Here is a 16,510-nt window from a genome sequence, read left to right on the forward strand (position 1 = left end):
TGGACTGCTCCGAGTCTGTTTCTCTTATGCCTTATCTTTATATGCAATAGTAGAATAAATTGCCTCACCTGAGGGTAAACGCCTCGAAACAAAACAAAAAAAGGGAGCAAAAATGCTCCCCTTTTATAGCATGCTTTCAGGCCCTTAAGCTAATAAAAGACCGAAAGTCGAGTATTAGATTACTCGTCTTTAGCAGCAGGTGCTTCAGCCGCTGCTTCTTCAGCTGGCTTTTCTACTGCTTCTTTCATGCTTAGACGTACACGGCCCTGACGGTCGATTTCAAGAACTTTAACTTGAACTTCCTGACCTTCAGTTAGGTAGTCTGACACTTTCTCAACACGCTTTTCTGCAATTTGAGAAATATGCACTAGACCATCTTTACCTGGAAGTACTGTTACGAACGCACCAAAGTCCGCCAGACGAGCCACTTTACCAGTGTAGATGCGGCCAACTTCAACTTCAGCAGTGATCTCTTCAATACGACGGATAGCTTCTTTCGCTGCAGCGCCTTCAGTCGCTGCAATTTTGATCGTACCGTCGTCTTCGATTTCGATTGTTGTACCTGTCTCTTCAGTTAGAGCACGGATAACTGCACCACCTTTACCGATAACATCTTTGATCTTCTCAGAGCTGATCTTCATTGTGTGAATGCGCGGAGCGAATTCTGAAATGTCATCACGAGCACCAGAGATTGCTTCATCCATTACAGATAGGATGTGCTTACGTGCGCCTTGAGCTTGGTTAAGCGCAATTTGCATGATCTCTTTAGTGATACCTTCGATCTTGATGTCCATTTGAAGTGCAGTAATACCAGTATTAGTACCTGCTACTTTAAAGTCCATATCACCTAGGTGGTCTTCGTCGCCAAGGATGTCTGAAAGGACGACGAAGTCATCGCCTTCTTTCACAAGACCCATTGCGATACCCGCAACAGAAGACTTGATTGGCACACCAGCATCCATAAGAGCTAGAGACGTACCACATACAGAAGCCATTGAAGATGAACCGTTAGATTCAGTGATTTCTGATACAACGCGAACAGTGTATGGGAACTCGTCAACAGATGGCATTACTGCAGCAATACCGCGCTTCGCCAGTTTACCGTGGCCGATTTCACGACGCTTAGGAGAACCTACAAAGCCAGTTTCACCTACACAGTAAGGAGGGAAGTTGTAGTGCAGTAGGAAGTGATCTTTACGCTCACCTGTCAGCTCATCGATGATTTGCGCATCACGCTGAGTACCTAGAGTTGCAGTAACGATAGCCTGAGTTTCACCACGAGTGAATAGCGCAGAACCGTGAGTACGTGGAAGAATGCCAGTACGTACGTCTAGCGCACGAACCATGTCTTTCTCACGACCGTCGATACGTGGGTTACCCGCGATGATGCTACGACGTACTACAGTCTTCTCTAGGTCATGGAAGATAGTGTGGATTTCTTTCGTGTCCGCTTCAGGATCTTCAGCAAGTAATACTTCGTTAACTTCTGCAGCGATCGCGTGGATACGGTCGTAACGAGCCATCTTCTCAGTAATTTGGTAAGCCTCTACAAGCTTAGCTTCTGCTAGTTCAGCAATCTTAGTATTAAGCGCTGTGTTCTCTTCAGGAGCAACCCAATCCCAAGCTGGTGTTGCAACTTCAGCTTTGAACTCGTTGATTGCATTGATCACAACTTGTTGTTGATCGTGACCGTAAACAACCGCCGCTAGCATTTCTTCTTCAGTTAGGTTGTCAGCTTCTGACTCAACCATTAGTACTGCAGATTCTGTACCCGCTACAACAAGATCCAGACGAGATGAACCTAGCTCTGTTTGGCTTGGGTTAAGAACAAGTTGACCGTCAATGTGACCAACACGTGCTGCACCGATAGGACCGTTGAATGGGATACCAGAGATAGCTAATGCCGCAGATGTACCAATCATTGTTGGGATATCTGGTTGAACGTCAGGGTTTACAGACACAACCGTAGCAATAACTTGTACTTCGTTTTTAAATGAATCCGGGAATAGTGGTCGGATTGGACGGTCGATTAGACGAGCTGTTAGCGTTTCGCCTTCAGATGGACGGCCTTCACGCTTGAAGAAACCACCAGGGATTTTACCTGCCGCGTAAGTACGCTCTTGGTAGTTTACTGTTAGAGGGAAGAAGTCTTGACCAGCAACTGCTTCTTTCTTACCTACAACTGAAACGAATACTGCTGTATCGTCCATTGTAACCATAACTGCTGCTGTAGCTTGACGTGCGATAACGCCAGTTTCTAGGGTAACCGTGTGGTTACCGTACTGGAACGTTTTAACAACTGGTTTTTCGAACATTGTTATTCCTTGTTTCTAAGCGCACCGATAAATAGCCGCTTAGGTGTGTTAATAAACACTCAAGGCACTACGAATCGCGACTAGTGAAAAGAAACTCATACAAATTCCCTTTTAATAGCCGCGACCTTTTGGTCGACGAGGTTGACTGTAATGCAATGAGTTTAGTGAAAAATCTGATGTACTGTTCTATCCGTGAGCATTCACGAACCTAAAACGGCATCAAAAGATTAAGCCGCCAGTATTATAACGGCTTAAGGATGATTTGGCTAAATTTAGGCAACAAAAAAGGGGCATAAAGCCCCTTTTTCGACAAACTGCTATGCAGTCGCTGATTAGCGACGTAGGCCTAGACGCTTGATTAGGTCTTGGTAGCGAGCTAGATTTTTACCTTTTAGGTAATCTAGAAGCTTACGACGACGAGAAACCATACGTAGAAGACCACGACGGCTGTGGTGATCGCCTTTGTGCGCTTTGAAGTGACCTTGTAGGTGGTTGATAGAAGCTGTAAGTAGAGCTACTTGAACTTCTGGTGAACCAGTATCGCCTTCACCTTGAGCGTATTCTGCAACGATTGCTGCTTTAGTTTCTGCATTCAGAGACATAATTCTCTCCTAATAAGAGTAAGTTAATATTTGTGCCAGCCAATCTCTGATTCAGCCGACACGAGAAGCGCGAATTATAGGGAAGTTTCTGCATTCACGCAATAAAAAATACCGGCATTAAGGCCGGTATTTTTCAAGTAGTGCGAGATTACTCTTCGTCACGAAAAACCACCAAGCGCTTTGGTGCTATTTTTCCGTCGTTGTTCATCTCGCCAACACCAATAAATAAGCGCTCATCCCCCATCGTAAGGCGAAGAGAGCCTTCGGTAGGAGCACCACTCACTTGAACTGGTTGACCATGTTGAACCATGTCCGCAAGCTCTGGTATCAAGTTCACTTCAGGTAAGTCTTCTACCGCAGTGTCCATTGGCATTAGCAGCGGATCCAAAAGTTCACGCGGCGCAACCTCTTGACGATGTGCTTGCTCTAGTAACTCGTTAAGTTGCTCAAGCGTAACCATCTTTTCGTATGGGTACTTAGCCACGCCGGTACGACGAAGCATTGTGACGTGAGCACCACAGCCTAGCATTTCTCCAAGGTCATCGACGATAGTGCGAATGTATGTACCTTTTGAACAGTGTACTTCCATCTCGACTTCAGCACCTTCAAAACGATGAAGGATTATTTCGTAGACCGTAATTTTACGAGATTCACGTGGAACTTCGATTCCCTTACGCGCATACTCATACAACGGTTTACCTTGGTATTTCAACGCCGAAAACATTGAAGGTACTTGATCCGATTCACCGCGGAATTGATCGATGCACGCTTCTAGCTTCTCAAGATCCACATCGACCGGACGAGTTTCGACAACTTCACCATCAGAGTCTGATGTATTCGTACGCTCACCCAGTTTCGCAATCACTCGGTAGCGCTTGTCTGAATCCAATAGGAACTGAGAAAACTTTGTCGCCTCTCCTAAACAGATCGGCAACATGCCCGTCGCTAGAGGATCCAATGCACCCGTATGACCCGCTTTTTCAGCAAAGTAAATTCGCTTAACTTTTTGCAACGCATCATTAGATGAGATACCTGTCGGTTTATCTAACAGGATAACGCCATTGATTGGACGACCTTTACGACGACGAGCCATTATTCTTCGTCCTCACGACCAGAATCTTTTTGCTTTTGCTTATCAGCACTAACAACTTCAGACACAAGGTTAGACATTCGCATACCTTCAACCAGTGTGTTGTCATATTGGAAACGAATTTCTGGAGTAAGGCGTAGACGAATACGCTTACCTAGCATCATACGAATATGCACTTCATGTTCACGTAGCGCTGCTAGACATGATTCTGGTGTTTGCTCACCTACACATAAAAAAGTAACAAATACTTTTGCATAAGCAAGGTCACGAGACACTTCAACGTCTGAAATAGTAACCATACCCAAACGTGAGTCACGCACTTCACGTTGAAGGATCATGGCCAATTCTTTTTGCAGCTGCTGTGCAACTCGCTGCGTGCGGCTAAATTCTTTTGACATATCTTTTCTCTTATATAGAAAGAATGGGGGGTTGGTCTAAGCCAGCCCCCCATGGTGTATTCAACAACCAATTACTACTTATCTATCAAAGACAATATGAGTAATCTTAGTCAATTAGTCTAGAGTACGTTTGATTTCAACGATTTCGAATACTTCGATTTGGTCGCCAACGCGAACATCGTTGTAGTTCTTAACGCCGATACCACACTCGTAACCATTCTTAACTTCTTGAACATCATCTTTAAAGCGACGTAGTGACTCTAGTTCACCTTCGTAAATAACAACGTTATCACGTAGAACGCGGATTGGGTTGTTACGCTTAATTAGACCTTCAGTAACCATACAGCCGGCAATCGCGCCCAGTTTCGGTGACTTAAATACGTCACGAACTTCAGCAAGACCAATGATCTCTTGCTTGAATTCTGGAGCTAGCATACCGCCCATCGCCTGTTTCACTTCATCAATCAATTGGTAAATGATTGAGTAGTAACGTAGGTCAACAGCTGCTGCTTCAACTGCACGACGAGCAGATGCATCCGCACGTACGTTAAAGCCAAGGATGATTGCGTTAGAAGCTTCTGCAAGTACAACGTCAGTCTCAGTGATACCGCCAACGCCTGAACCAACGATGTTGACTTTAACTTCGTCAGTCGACAGTTTCACTAGAGAGTCTGCGATAGCTTCAACAGAACCTTGTACGTCAGCCTTAAGAACAACGTTCAGTTCAGCAACTTCACCAGCCGTCATGTTAGCGAACATGTTCTCTAGTTTAGATTTCTGCTGACGAGCAAGTTTCACTTCGCGGAACTTACCTGCACGGTAGTTTGCAACTTCACGCGCTTTACGCTCGTCACGAACTACTGTTGCTTCGTCACCTGAAGCTGGTACACCAGAAAGACCCAAGATCTCTACAGGAATTGACGGCCCTGCTTCTGTGATTTCCTGGCCAACTTCATCACGCATTGCACGAACACGGCCGTACTCTTGACCACACAGAACGATATCGCCTTTGTATAGCGTACCAGACTGAACAAGAACGGTTGCAACTGGACCACGGCCTTTATCTAGTCGAGATTCAACAACAACACCAGATGCCATGCCTTCTTTAACTGCTGTAAGTTCTAGAACTTCAGATTGTAGAAGGATTGACTCTAGAAGTGCGTCAATGTTAGTACCTTGTTTCGCAGAGATGTGAACGAAAATGTTCTCACCGCCCCACTCTTCAGGGATAACATCGTACTGCGCCAGTTCGTTCTTAACGTTGTCTGGGTTAGCACCTTCTTTGTCGATCTTGTTCACTGCAATAATCAGAGGTACACCCGCCGCTTTCGCGTGCTGGATAGCTTCAACCGTTTGTGGCATTACACCATCATCTGCTGCAACAACTAGAACAACGATATCTGTCGCTTGAGCACCACGTGCACGCATAGCCGTAAACGCCGCGTGTCCAGGAGTATCAAGGAACGTGATCATGCCGTTTTCAGTTTCTACGTGGTATGCACCGATGTGCTGAGTAATACCACCCGCTTCGCCAGAAGCAACGTGTGTACGACGGATGTAGTCCAGTGTTGATGTCTTACCGTGGTCAACGTGACCCATGATAGTTACAACTGGAGCACGAGGAACCGCTTCGGCATTCGTGTCACGATCTGACAGTATTGCTTCTTCCAGTTCGTTCTCTTTGCGAAGAACAACCTTATGACCCATTTCTTCAGCAACAAGTTGTGCTGTTTCTTGGTCAATAACTTGGTTAATGGTCGCCATAGCGCCCATCTTCATCATCACTTTGATAACTTCTGTCGCTTTAACCGACATCTTGTTAGCAAGTTCTGAAAGAACGATTGTCTCGCCAATTACAACATCTTGCTTAGCAACCGTTGCTGACTTATCGAAGCCATGTTGCATTGATGTTGGCTTAGCCAGTTTGCCCTTACGGCCGCCTTTACCGCCACGCTGGCCACGGCTACCGTTACGTGCTTGATCATCTTTGTTAGAAGGTTTTTTCTTCTTCTTATTACGACGACCACCTTCTACTTTGCGATCTGCTTCATCTTCGGCTTCACGTGCGTATTGTGAAGTCGTTACATGGTAATCTGTATCTTCCATATCACCCTTTTTCTCTTCTGCAGCAGACCAACGCTCTTTATTCTTTTCAGCCAATTCGCGAGCTTCTTCAAGCTTGCGCTGACTTTCCTCTTCAGCCTTACGCTTAGCTTCTTCTTCCTGACGGCGTTTAAGCTCGTCGGCCTCTTTTCGCGCTGCTTCTTGCTTAATTTTGTCTTCAGCACCACGTTTCGCTTTTTCGTCAGCTCCACGTTGTGCATTCGTATCAACGTCTCGTTTCGCTTTTTCTTCAGCTTCACGTTTCGCTTTTTCTTCAGCTTCACGTTTTGCAGCTTCTTCAGCTTCACGTTTTGCAGCTTCTTCAGCTTCACGCTTTGCGGCTTCTTCAGCTGCGCGTTTTGCTGCTTCTTCTGCTTCACGTTTTGCTGCTTCTTCAGCTTCACGTTTCGCTTCATCTTCAATTGTGCTGCGCTTCACGTATGTACGTTTTTTGCGCACCTCAACCTGAACATTCTTACTCTTACCACCACCCGCGTTCACACTAAGTGTACTACGAGTTTTACGCTGTAGCGTAAGGCGTGTCGGCTCTGAATCGCCAGATTTATCACCGTGTTCTTTTTTTAGATGAGAGAGAAGCTGCTGCTTCTCTTCATCAGTAACATTGTCAGAGCTCGCCTTTTTAATGCCAGCGTCAGCAAGTTGTTCAATCAAGCGGTCGACTGGCGTACCAATCTCATCACTCAGTGCTTTAACTGTTAATTGTGTCATGCCGCTTCCTCCTTGCTGAATTATGCTTCTTCGCCGAACCAACAGATGTTACGTGCGGCCATAATTAGCTCACCTGCACGCTCTTCGGTCAGGCCTTCAATACCTTCTAAATCGTCAATGCCTTGGTCAGCTAGGTCTTCCAGTGTTGCTACACCTTTTGCTGCCAATTTGAATGCCATTTCACGCTCAAGACCTTCAAGTCCTAATAGATCTTCTGCTGGCTCCAGGCCTTCAAACGACTCTTCTTGCGCTAATGCAATTGTGGTTAATGCATCTTTCGCACGACCACGTAGCTCTTCGATTAGCTCTTCATTTAAGCCATCGACTTCAAGTAGTTCGTTAACTGGTACGTAAGCAACTTCTTCTAATGTTGAGAAACCTTCTTCAACAAGTAGTTGTGCGAAGTCCTCTTCAATATCAAGGTACTTCATGAAGTTTTCAATAGACGCTTGTGATTCTTCAGCGTGTTTCTTCTGAAGATCTGCCACTGTCATTACGTTCAGCTCCCAACCAGTCAGTTGGGACGCAAGACGAACGTTTTGGCCATTACGACCAATAGCTTGCGCTAGGTTATCTGCTTCAACTGCGATATCCATTGCGTGTGCATCTTCATCAACGATGATAGACGCTACGTCAGCAGGCGCCATTGCATTGATTACGAATTGAGCTGGGTTATCGTCCCAAAGCACGATGTCAATACGCTCACCGCCAAGTTCACCAGACACTGCTTGTACACGTGCACCACGCATACCAACACACGCACCAACAGGGTCAATACGCTTGTCGTTCGTTTTCACTGCGATCTTCGCACGAGAACCAGGATCACGTGCAGCGCCTTTAAGCTCGATGATGTCTTCCGCGATTTCAGGTACTTCAACACGGAACAGCTCTGCTAGCATTTCAGGCTTAGAACGAGTGATGAACAGTTGGAAACCACGTGCTTCTGGAGCAACTTTGTACAGAAGACCACGAACACGGTCACCTGGACGGAAGTTTTCACGAGGAAGTTGATCATCACGTAGGATTACCGCTTCTGCGTTGTTACCTAGATCAAGTACGACAGTTTCGCGGTTAACTTTCTTAACCACACCAGTGATTAGATCACCTTCATTGTCGATGAACTGCTCAACAATCTGTGCACGTTCTGCTTCGCGAACTTTTTGCACGATAACTTGCTTCGCCGTTTGAGTCGTAATACGGTCAAACGTTACTGATTCGATCTCGTCTTCTACGTAGTCGCCTAGCTGAACTGAATCATCTTCATATTGTGCCGCTTCTATAGAGATCTCTTTCGTTGGGTGTTCAACAGCGTCTACCACCAACCAGCGACGGTAAGTAACGAATTCACCCGTTTTACGGTCAATAGCAACACGTACGTCGATTTCGATTTCGTATTTTTTCTTTGTAGAAGTTGCTAGAGCAATCTCAAGAGCTTCAAAGATACGCTCACGAGGTACCGCTTTTTCGTTCGATACCGCTTCTGCTACCGCTAAAATTTCTTTACTCATTGTATTTAGCCTCTAAGCTTTAACTTTTTTAGGGAACTAAAATTTAGGGATCAGGTTAGCTTTTGAAATATTACTTAAAGCAAACTCTTCTTGCTGACCTTCAACAGTAACTGTCACTGTTTCGCCATCAACGCCGTGGATAATACCTTTCCACTTACGACGGTTTGCTACAGCCATTTTCAAAACGATGCTGACCTCGTGACCAATAAATTGCTCGTAATGTGCTGCTTTGAAAAGCGGTCTTTCTAAACCTGGAGAAGACACTTCTAGGCTGTAAGCAACCGAAATTGGATCTTCAACGTCTAGTACCGCACTTACTTGGTGACTAACTTCTGCACAGTCGTCCACGTTAATGCCATTTTCATGGTCAATATAGATGCGTAGCGTTGAGTGCGCGCCTGCACGAATGAATTCTAATCCAACCAACTCATAGCCCGACGCCTCAACAGGTGCTTCAAGCATTTCAGTAAGTTGTCTTTCTAAACCAGTCATTTAAACCACTCCAGAAACAAAAAAAGGGCTCAGAGCCCAATCAAAAAACCAAGCAGCAACCTGAGATATTTAAAAAACTCAGATAACAAAAAACCCCGATAGTCGGGGTTTTATGCTGCTGGACCCTGATACGTTAAGAATAGAAAAGAATGCCATTCTTAACTCGTAGTGTGGTTAGTACTACGCAAACTTGCCAACTCTCGATTTCTTATCAAAAGAAAGAGATTGGTTGCGGGGGCCGGATTTGAACCGACGACCTTCGGGTTATGAGCCCGACGAGCTACCAAACTGCTCCACCCCGCGTCCGACTTGCTGAGCATTATACTCGCAAACAAGTGATTTACAAGTTTGTAAATACATGGTGCCGAGAGAGGGACTCGAACCCTCACACCAAAGGCACTAGCACCTCATGCTAGCGTGTCTACCAATTTCACCATCTCGGCATCAAAACCTTGCAGCTTATTGAGGAATTTCATCACCAGCTGGTGCTGGAACTTCACTCACTGCGTCCTTAACTTGTTCAACAACTGGTTGACCTAACGTTGGGTCTACCCATTGTGACTCAGTCTTGTGTGTAGACATGCGACCGAGTAATAAGCTAACGACAAAAAATACAGTTGCTAAAATAGCAGTTGTTCGGGTTAAGAAATTACCTGAGCCACTAGCACCAAACACTGTGTTTGAAGCACCAGCACCGAACGAGGCTCCCATATCTGCGCCTTTACCTTGTTGAATCAACACAAGGCCAATCACACCAAGCGCCGCCAACAGGTAAATCACAAGTAGAACTGTAAACATTTTTTCCACCTATGTTCCAAATTGTTGAGCCAGCGCCGCCCAAAAATAATGAATCTTATTAAATGAACAAGGCTAGCGACCTCCTAACGGGAGGCGGTGCAATACTAGCGAAAGCCATTAACGCTGACAAGGGAAAATTAGTAAAAAAACAACACCATTGAGCCGAACGCTCAAAAAAAGGGCAAAAAACGCCCTTTTTTTTCATGCTATGGGTGAAGATAATAATTAAAAACTTGCTTTTACCGCTTCAGCAATTTTAAGCGCTGAGCTCTGTACAAGTTCTGCATCTTCACCTTCGACCATTACGCGAATGAGTGGCTCAGTGCCTGATTTACGAAGCAACACTCGACCTTTGTCGCCTAGTTCAGCTTCCACTTCAGAGACAGAGTCCAATACTGCTTTTGCTTCTAATGGATTTGCATCGCCAGAGAAACGAACGTTTTCTAGCACTTGCGGGTACAACGTCATTCCTTGAGAAAGATCGTACAACGACATATCACTACCGACAACCGAAGCAAGCACTTGCAATGCAGCGACAATAGCATCACCCGTTGTGACTTTATCTAACAAGATAACGTGGCCAGAGTTTTCAGCACCGATCTTCCAACCTTTCGCAAGCAATTGTTCCATAACGTAGCGATCGCCTACCGCAGCACGAACAAATGGAATACCTAGCTTCTTCAGGCCATTTTCCATGCCTAAGTTAGTCATCAGAGTACCAACTACACCGCCTTTTAGCTCACCGCGACGCAGAGCATCTCTGGCGATGATGTAGGCTATCTGGTCGCCATCTACTTTATTACCCAAGTGATCAACCATGATGATACGGTCGCCATCACCATCAAACGCAAGGCCAAGGTGCGCTTGCTCTTCCACAACACGCTTTTGAAGTGCGCGTACGTCAGTCGCACCAACTTGATCGTTGATATTGGTGCCGTTAGGCTCAACGCCCATCGCAACAACTTCTGCACCCAGCTCTTTAAATACGTTAGGAGCAATGTGATAAGTTGCGCCGTGCGCGCAGTCAACCACTATTTTAAGGCTCGCTAAGCTCAGTGTTGAAGGAAAAGTACTTTTACAAAACTCAATGTATCGACCTGCCGCATCGTTTAGACGAGTTGCTTTACCCAACTCAGACGATTCGACACATTCAATCTCTTTATCCAATTCCGCTTCGATCGCAAGTTCAATATCATCCGGCAACTTAGTGCCTTCAGAAGAGAAAAACTTGATGCCGTTGTCATAGTAAGGGTTATGAGATGCCGAGATCACAATCCCAGCTTCTGCTCGGAATGTTTGTGTTAAGTAAGCAACTGCTGGTGTTGGCATTGGTCCAGTAAAGGTCGCTTTAAGACCCGCCGCGGCCAAACCAGCTTCTAGCGCAGATTCCAGCATGTAGCCCGATATACGAGTATCTTTACCGATAATTACTTTTTTTGTGCCTTGTTTCGCTAATACGCGACCTGCCGCCCAGCCAAGTTTCAGTACGAAATCGGGAGTGATTGGATATTGTCCAACTTTGCCACGCACACCGTCTGTACCAAAGTAACGTCTTTTATTAGACATAAACTTTCCTTTGTTATTTTTTAAATATTGTTCTTCGTCATCTCAACAACTTTCATCGCTTCAAGCGTTTCGTCAAAGTCGTGTACTCGAATGATCTGTGCACCTTTCATCGCTGCGATAGTGGCACAAACGACGCTGGCATTTGTGCATTCTGCCGCAGGCTTATCCAACAGTTTAAAAATCATCGATTTGCGAGACATGCCAGCCAAGATAGGCAAGCCAAACTTGTGAAACTTCTCAAGATGAGCAAGCATATGATAATTGTGTTCTAAGGTTTTGCCAAAGCCAAAACCAGGATCGAGAATAATATTTTCTCGAGCAATACCTGCTGCTTCGCACACTGCCAAGCGTTCCACCAGAAACTGCTCCACTTCCTGCAGGAGATCATCATATTGCGGATTCTGCTGCATGGTTTTCGGCTGACCCTTCATATGCATGATGCACACCGGTACATTCGCTTGTGCAGCCACTTCCAACGCGCCCGGCTCGCTCAGAGAACGAACATCATTGATTAGGTCTGCCCCTGCTTCCACGGACTGACGAATCACTTCAGCTTTGCTGGTATCAACTGAAATCCATATTTCTGGGTAGTGGGCCCTGATAGCTCTGACGACAGGGATGACGCGTTCCAGTTCATTTTCCAAAGTGACTTCTGGAGCGCCAGGTCGTGTCGATTCACCGCCAACATCGATAATGCTAACCCCTGCTTTTATCATTTTATCAACGCGGGCAAGAGCTAAATCTAGTGAATTGTACTTGCCTCCATCAGAGAAAGAATCAGGTGTAACGTTGAGGATGGCCATTACGTGTGGACGAGAAAGGTCCAGAGATTTGTTTTTTGCTTTAATAATCATAATAAATACAAAAACCCCGAGCGAACTCGGGGTTTATCAATATCAACAGTTGTTATTCAGAATCTTTCTTTTCTGGAGCGTCAGTTGAAGCCGCGTCTTCGGAAGTGGACTGCTCTGCATCTTTATCAGCATCAGCCTTTTTCTCTTCATCTTTCGCTTCAGGCGCAGCTTGTGGTTTATCATCAACCTCAGGCTTGCTTGACAGATTGTCGCTCCAACCAGCCGGTTCACGAATTTCTGCCTTGCGCTCCATTAGGTCATCGATTTGGCGAGCATCAATGGTTTCATACTTCATTAGCGCATCTTTCATCGCATGCATGATATCCATGTTTTCTTCCAAAATCTTCTTCGCTCGGTCGTAGTTGCGGTCGATGATTTGGCGAACTTCGTCATCAATTAGCTTAGCGGTGTCATCAGACATATGTTTTGTCTGAGTCACACTACGACCTAGGAATACTTCACCTTCATCTTCTGCATACAATAAAGGACCCAATTTTTCAGAGAAACCCCATTGCGTTACCATCTTGCGAGCAATCTCTGTTGCACGTTCGATATCGTTAGAAGCACCTGTAGAGACTTTATCCGCACCGTAAATCAACTCTTCTGCAAGGCGCCCACCGTACAGACTCGAGATCATTGATTCTAAGTGCTGACGAGACATACTTACGCGATCTTGTTCTGGTAGGTACATCGTCACACCTAATGCACGACCACGAGGAATAATAGAGACCTTGTACACAGGATCATGCTCAGGAACTAAACGACCGACAATCGCGTGTCCCGCTTCGTGGTAGGCTGTTGACGCTTTCGTCTCTTCTGACATAACCATCGAGCGACGTTCTGCACCCATCATGATTTTGTCTTTAGCCAGTTCAAACTCAACCATTGATACGTTGCGTTTGTTGCCACGAGCAGCAAATAGCGCAGCTTCGTTTACTAAGTTTGCTAAGTCAGCACCTGAGAAACCCGGCGTACCACGTGCAATTAAAGAAGGCTCTACATCGCCCGCTAGAGGCACTTTACGCATGTGGACTTTAAGAATCTGCTCACGACCACGGACGTCTGGTAGACCAACCACGACTTGGCGGTCAAAACGACCAGGACGCAACAATGCAGGGTCAAGCACATCCGGACGGTTAGTCGCTGCAATAACGATAATACCTTCGTTACCTTCGAAACCATCCATTTCAACCAGCATTTGGTTCAGTGTTTGCTCACGCTCATCGTGACCACCACCTACACCAGCACCACGCTGGCGACCAACCGCATCAATCTCATCGATAAAAATGATACAAGGTGCCGCTTTCTTCGCTTGCTCAAACATGTCACGCACACGAGATGCACCCACACCTACAAACATTTCTACGAAGTCAGAACCAGAAATAGTAAAGAACGGTACTTTTGCTTCACCGGCAATCGCCTTCGCAAGCAATGTCTTACCTGTACCTGGAGGCCCCACCATTAGAACACCAGTCGGGATTTTACCGCCCAGCTTCTGGAAACGGCTTGGATCACGTAGGTAATCGACCAGCTCTTTTACGTCTTCTTTTGCTTCGTCACAGCCAGCAACATCAGCAAACGTAGTTTTGATTTGATCTTCGCTCATCATTCGAGCTTTGCTCTTACCGAAAGACATGGCGCCTTTACCGCCACCGCCTTGCATTTGACGCATGAAGAATATCCATACACCAATCAGTAAGATCATTGGGAACCAAGAAATGAAAATTGTACCTAGCAAGCTTTGCTCTTCAGGAGGCGTACCTTGCACTTTCACATTTTGATTAATTAGGTCATCCAGAAGCTTTTGGTCGTACACAGGCATATACGTAACCATTTTGGCACCGCCGCCACGACGAACGAAGCTAATCTCACCGTCTTTAAATGTTGCTTCTTGAATCTGGCCTTGGCCAACTTCCTGTACAAACGTGGTGTAATCCACGGTTCTGCCATTACTTTCTCCAGGGCCAAAGCTCTGGAATACCGACATCAATACGACAGCGATAACAAGCCACAGAATTAAATTTTTTGCCATGTCACTCAAGGTGTAAGCCTCTCGATAACTAATTGTAATTAAAGGTAGGGTACTACAGTTCATTCACTGTAGCCATAGTGTTAACACGCTCTTAATAGAGCAAAATGGTTAACCTTTGTAACCAGTGGCTACTACAAAGACCTCTCGAGAGCGAGCTCGCGAGGAGTCTGGTTTCCTGACTTTTACGACTTTAAACATGTCTCGGACTTCTTTCACGTACTGATCGAAGCCTTCACCCTGGAAAACTTTTACAACAAAGCTACCATTAGGCGCTAGAACTTGTCGACACATATCTAAGGCCAATTCAACTAAATACATAGCTCTAGGTTGATCGACAGAGTTATTACCAGCAATATTAGGTGCCATATCAGACATTACTACGTCCACCATTGATGGCTGGATTTTTTCTAACAAAGCTTCTAATACCGCATCGTCACGAAAGTCACCTTGTAAAAAGCTTACACCAGCAATCGGATCCATTGGTAACAAATCACACGCAATAATTTGCCCACTATCTCCTACTATTTTAGCAGCATACTGGGACCAACCACCTGGAGCTGCACCCAAATCGACCACAGTCATACCTGGTTTTAACAGCTTATCTTTGGTTTGTATTTCATCAATCTTGAAATAAGCACGTGAACGGTAACCTTTTTTACGAGCTTCGTTCGCGTATTTATCATCAAAGTGTTCTTTCAACCAACGACCAGAACTCGCCGAATGTTTTTGTTTACTCATTTTAATCCTAACAAGGCACAAATAGGAGCTATTGTTTTAATAGGCGCAACCTATTACTCAATAAATTATAGTCTTCAGCAATAGATGGCGTTAAAATAGCTTTTTTCAACCCTTATTTTAAAGAAAATTGGCCGCGTAATGAACCTAAGCACCAAACAAAAGCAGCACCTAAAAGGCCTGGCTCACAGTTTAAAACCTGTTGTGCTAATGGGCGCAAATGGACTTACAGAAGCCGTGCTAGCAGAAATTGAAATCGCTCTAAACCATCACGAACTGATCAAAGTAAAAGTTGCTTCAGAAGATCGTGAGACAAAACAGCTAATCATCGACGCTATCGTACGTGAGACGGGCGCAGAAAAAGTTCAGACTATCGGTAAAGTACTTGTACTGTACCGCCAATCTGAAGAACGTAAAATCGAAATCCCTCGTAAGTAACCACTACTTACGTTGCTGAATAAAAGGTCGCCAATGGCGACCTTTTTACGTTTGTAGACAGAGTAATACTTTCTGATTACAGATAATCAACTCGGTCAATTTCAAAATCTTTTGCACCACCAGGGGTTTCGATAACCACTTCGTCACCTTCCATCTTACCAATCAGGCCACGAGCAATTGGGGAGCTAACAGAAATACGACCAGCTTTAATGTCTGCTTCATCTTCACCGACAATTTGGTACGTTTTTTCTTCGTCAGTATCGATATCAATCAAAGTCACCGTTGTGCCAAAAATGACTTTACCAGTGTTTTCCATTTTAGTGACATCAATAACCTGCGCGACAGAAAGCTTGTATTCGATATCGCGAATCTGCGCTTCACAAATACCCTGTTCTTCACGCGCGGCGTGGTATTCAGCATTCTCTTTTAAATCACCTAGTTCACGAGCTTCTGCAATCGCCGCTGAAATTTGAGGACGTAGCTTAAGTAGACGATCTAATTCTTCACGTAGCATTTGTTCACCACGTAGTGTCATTGGAACTTTTTCCATTATATAACCTCATGCCCAAGTCTATTTTGGACAAAAAAACCCTACCCTGTCAGTTGACTGGGGAGTGCGTTTGAAGATGTGTTTTATCTAGTTTAAACAAACTCAGGGGCGAAATCACCCTAATTCGATATCAAGTATCGCTATGCAACTCACGCATAATGATGCTTGTCACTGTTTAGCTTAATTATTGTTGTAATTTATTGAAAAACAACACTGCCCATTAAAGAAAAAACCTCAAAAAACATAAAATCTAATCAATTCACAATAATTAGACAAAAACAAAAAGCATTTAAATATCAT

The 16,510-nt window shown here is 45.0% G+C and carries 14 protein-coding genes and 2 tRNA genes; 1 reads left to right on the forward strand and 15 read right to left on the reverse strand.

The features are described from left to right. Positions 1-179: 179 nt before the first annotated feature. From pnp to rlmE, 14 genes are all read right to left on the reverse strand, one after another. Positions 180-2,315, reverse strand: coding sequence for a polyribonucleotide nucleotidyltransferase (pnp, locus tag L3V31_RS06180; protein ID WP_237315248.1), 2,136 nt, complete (start codon positions 2,313-2,315; stop codon positions 180-182). Between the two features lie 332 nt (positions 2,316-2,647). Further along, positions 2,648-2,917 carry a 30S ribosomal protein S15 gene (gene rpsO / locus L3V31_RS06185; protein WP_005380094.1) on the reverse strand — a complete coding sequence of 90 codons (270 nt, stop codon included), beginning with the start codon at positions 2,915-2,917 and terminating at the stop codon, positions 2,648-2,650. A gap of 148 nt (positions 2,918-3,065) precedes the next feature. Next, positions 3,066-4,010, reverse strand: a complete 945-nt coding sequence (gene truB, locus L3V31_RS06190) for a tRNA pseudouridine(55) synthase TruB (RefSeq protein WP_237315249.1) — start codon at positions 4,008-4,010, stop codon at positions 3,066-3,068. Further along, positions 4,010-4,405 (reverse strand): 30S ribosome-binding factor RbfA, encoded by a 396-nt coding sequence (gene rbfA / locus L3V31_RS06195; protein WP_237315250.1) that lies wholly within the window; start codon positions 4,403-4,405, stop codon positions 4,010-4,012. Before rbfA ends, truB begins: the two co-directional genes overlap by 1 nt. A 114-nt stretch (positions 4,406-4,519) precedes the next feature. Next, a complete protein-coding gene (gene infB / locus L3V31_RS06200; RefSeq protein WP_237315251.1) occupies positions 4,520-7,237 on the reverse strand; it encodes a translation initiation factor IF-2 in 2,718 nt (905 codons plus the stop codon). Between the two features lie 20 nt (positions 7,238-7,257). Beyond that, positions 7,258-8,745, reverse strand: coding sequence for a transcription termination factor NusA (gene nusA / locus L3V31_RS06205; RefSeq protein WP_237315252.1), 1,488 nt, complete (start codon positions 8,743-8,745; stop codon positions 7,258-7,260). 36 nt (positions 8,746-8,781) lie between these two features. Beyond that, a complete protein-coding gene (gene rimP, locus L3V31_RS06210; RefSeq protein WP_005456065.1) occupies positions 8,782-9,237 on the reverse strand; it encodes a ribosome maturation factor RimP in 456 nt (151 codons plus the stop codon). Positions 9,238-9,463: 226 nt separating this feature from the next. Beyond that, positions 9,464-9,540 (reverse strand) — tRNA-Met (locus L3V31_RS06215). A 56-nt stretch (positions 9,541-9,596) separates the two neighbouring features. Continuing rightward, a tRNA-Leu gene (locus L3V31_RS06220) sits at positions 9,597-9,680 on the reverse strand. A gap of 16 nt (positions 9,681-9,696) precedes the next feature. Then, positions 9,697-10,035 carry a preprotein translocase subunit SecG gene (gene secG / locus L3V31_RS06225; RefSeq protein WP_237315253.1) on the reverse strand — a complete coding sequence of 113 codons (339 nt, stop codon included), beginning with the start codon at positions 10,033-10,035 and terminating at the stop codon, positions 9,697-9,699. A gap of 225 nt (positions 10,036-10,260) precedes the next feature. Further along, positions 10,261-11,601: a phosphoglucosamine mutase gene (glmM, locus tag L3V31_RS06230; protein ID WP_237315254.1), complete on the reverse strand. Its 1,341-nt coding sequence runs from the start codon at positions 11,599-11,601 to the stop codon at positions 10,261-10,263. Positions 11,602-11,621: 20 nt separating this feature from the next. Beyond that, positions 11,622-12,455: a dihydropteroate synthase gene (folP, locus tag L3V31_RS06235; RefSeq protein ID WP_237315255.1), complete on the reverse strand. Its 834-nt coding sequence runs from the start codon at positions 12,453-12,455 to the stop codon at positions 11,622-11,624. 52 nt (positions 12,456-12,507) lie between these two features. Next, the gene (gene ftsH, locus L3V31_RS06240; RefSeq protein WP_237315256.1) at positions 12,508-14,487 is read right to left on the reverse strand and encodes an ATP-dependent zinc metalloprotease FtsH; all 1,980 of its coding nucleotides are present in this window, start codon (positions 14,485-14,487) and stop codon (positions 12,508-12,510) included. 108 nt (positions 14,488-14,595) lie between these two features. Further along, positions 14,596-15,225, reverse strand: coding sequence for a 23S rRNA (uridine(2552)-2'-O)-methyltransferase RlmE (gene rlmE / locus L3V31_RS06245; RefSeq protein WP_237315257.1), 630 nt, complete (start codon positions 15,223-15,225; stop codon positions 14,596-14,598). Between the two features lie 138 nt (positions 15,226-15,363). Between rlmE and yhbY the strand changes: the two genes are divergently transcribed. Next, positions 15,364-15,660, forward strand: coding sequence for a ribosome assembly RNA-binding protein YhbY (yhbY, locus tag L3V31_RS06250; RefSeq protein WP_005380066.1), 297 nt, complete (start codon positions 15,364-15,366; stop codon positions 15,658-15,660). A gap of 76 nt (positions 15,661-15,736) precedes the next feature. Here yhbY and greA read toward each other — a convergent pair whose 3' ends face one another. Beyond that, the gene (greA, locus tag L3V31_RS06255; RefSeq protein WP_237315258.1) at positions 15,737-16,210 is read right to left on the reverse strand and encodes a transcription elongation factor GreA; all 474 of its coding nucleotides are present in this window, start codon (positions 16,208-16,210) and stop codon (positions 15,737-15,739) included. Positions 16,211-16,510 lie beyond the last annotated feature (300 nt).

Origin of the sequence: Vibrio sp. J1-1, from assembly GCF_021728395.1 — a bacterium.
GTDB lineage: Bacteria > Pseudomonadota > Gammaproteobacteria > Enterobacterales > Vibrionaceae > Vibrio.

Bases quoted from the DNA above. Each gene is read 5' to 3' on its own strand.
- pnp (WP_237315248.1), bottom strand. From the start codon at position 2,315: ATGTTCGAAAAACCAGTTGTTAAAACGTTCCAGTACGGTAACCACACG.
- rpsO (WP_005380094.1), bottom strand. From the start codon at position 2,917: ATGTCTCTGAATGCAGAAACTAAAGCAGCAATCGTTGCAGAATACGCT.
- truB (WP_237315249.1), bottom strand. From the start codon at position 4,010: ATGGCTCGTCGTCGTAAAGGTCGTCCAATCAATGGCGTTATCCTGTTA.
- rbfA (WP_237315250.1), bottom strand. From the start codon at position 4,405: ATGTCAAAAGAATTTAGCCGCACGCAGCGAGTTGCACAGCAGCTGCAA.
- infB (WP_237315251.1), bottom strand. From the start codon at position 7,237: ATGACACAATTAACAGTTAAAGCACTGAGTGATGAGATTGGTACGCCA.
- nusA (WP_237315252.1), bottom strand. From the start codon at position 8,745: ATGAGTAAAGAAATTTTAGCGGTAGCAGAAGCGGTATCGAACGAAAAA.
- rimP (WP_005456065.1), bottom strand. From the start codon at position 9,237: ATGACTGGTTTAGAAAGACAACTTACTGAAATGCTTGAAGCACCTGTT.
- secG (WP_237315253.1), bottom strand. From the start codon at position 10,035: ATGTTTACAGTTCTACTTGTGATTTACCTGTTGGCGGCGCTTGGTGTG.
- glmM (WP_237315254.1), bottom strand. From the start codon at position 11,601: ATGTCTAATAAAAGACGTTACTTTGGTACAGACGGTGTGCGTGGCAAA.
- folP (WP_237315255.1), bottom strand. From the start codon at position 12,455: ATGATTATTAAAGCAAAAAACAAATCTCTGGACCTTTCTCGTCCACAC.
- ftsH (WP_237315256.1), bottom strand. From the start codon at position 14,487: ATGGCAAAAAATTTAATTCTGTGGCTTGTTATCGCTGTCGTATTGATG.
- rlmE (WP_237315257.1), bottom strand. From the start codon at position 15,225: ATGAGTAAACAAAAACATTCGGCGAGTTCTGGTCGTTGGTTGAAAGAA.
- yhbY (WP_005380066.1), top strand. From the start codon at position 15,364: ATGAACCTAAGCACCAAACAAAAGCAGCACCTAAAAGGCCTGGCTCAC.
- greA (WP_237315258.1), bottom strand. From the start codon at position 16,210: ATGGAAAAAGTTCCAATGACACTACGTGGTGAACAAATGCTACGTGAA.